The sequence below is a fragment of the Pseudomonas sp. 008 genome (genome assembly GCF_016861935.1).
Lineage (GTDB): Bacteria > Pseudomonadota > Gammaproteobacteria > Pseudomonadales > Pseudomonadaceae > Aquipseudomonas.
Genome location: NZ_BOMA01000046.1, coordinates 1 through 1,101, shown reverse-complemented (window position 1 = coordinate 1,101; position 1,101 = coordinate 1). Strand labels below are relative to the sequence as shown.

Sequence of the window (1,101 nt, the reverse complement as noted above, 5' to 3'; positions counted from 1 at the left end):
TTCCAGCCTACCACCTTAAACTTGGACAACCAACGCCAAGCTGGCCTAGCCTTCTCCGTCCCTCCATCGCAATAACCAGAAGTACAGGAATATTAACCTGTTTTCCATCGACTACGCTTTTCAGCCTCGCCTTAGGGACCGACTAACCCTGCGTCGATTAACGTTGCGCAGGAAACCTTGGTCTTTCGGCGTGGGTGTTTTTCACACCCATTGTCGTTACTCATGTCAGCATTCGCACTTCTGATACCTCCAGCAAGCTTCTCAACTCACCTTCACAGGCTTACAGAACGCTCCTCTACCGCATCACCTAAGTGATACCCGTAGCTTCGGTGTATGGTTTGAGCCCCGTTACATCTTCCGCGCAGGCCGACTCGACTAGTGAGCTATTACGCTTTCTTTAAAGGGTGGCTGCTTCTAAGCCAACCTCCTAGCTGTCTAAGCCTTCCCACATCGTTTCCCACTTAACCATAACTTTGGGACCTTAGCTGACGGTCTGGGTTGTTTCCCTTTTCACGACGGACGTTAGCACCCGCCGTGTGTCTCCCATGCTCGGCACTTGTAGGTATTCGGAGTTTGCATCGGTTTGGTAAGTCGGGATGACCCCCTAGCCGAAACAGTGCTCTACCCCCTACAGTGATACATGAGGCGCTACCTAAATAGCTTTCGAGGAGAACCAGCTATCTCCGAGCTTGATTAGCCTTTCACTCCGATCCACAGGTCATCCGCTAACTTTTCAACGGTAGTCGGTTCGGTCCTCCAGTCAGTGTTACCTAACCTTCAACCTGCCCATGGATAGATCGCCCGGTTTCGGGTCTATTCCCAGCGACTAGACGCCCTATTAAGACTCGCTTTCGCTACGCCTCCCCTATTCGGTTAAGCTCGCCACTGAAAATAAGTCGCTGACCCATTATACAAAAGGTACGCAGTCACCCAACAAAGTGGGCTCCCACTGCTTGTACGCATACGGTTTCAGGATCTATTTCACTCCCCTCTCCGGGGTTCTTTTCGCCTTTCCCTCACGGTACTAGTTCACTATCGGTCAGTCAGTAGTATTTAGCCTTGGAGGATGGTCCCCCCATATTCAGACAAAGTTTCTCGTGC

General features: G+C 51.2%; 1 rRNA gene. It reads right to left on the bottom strand.

Features of this window, described 5'->3' with window-relative positions:
* Window positions 1–1,101 (bottom strand): 23S ribosomal RNA (locus tag JUI81_RS31620); the annotation flags it as partial.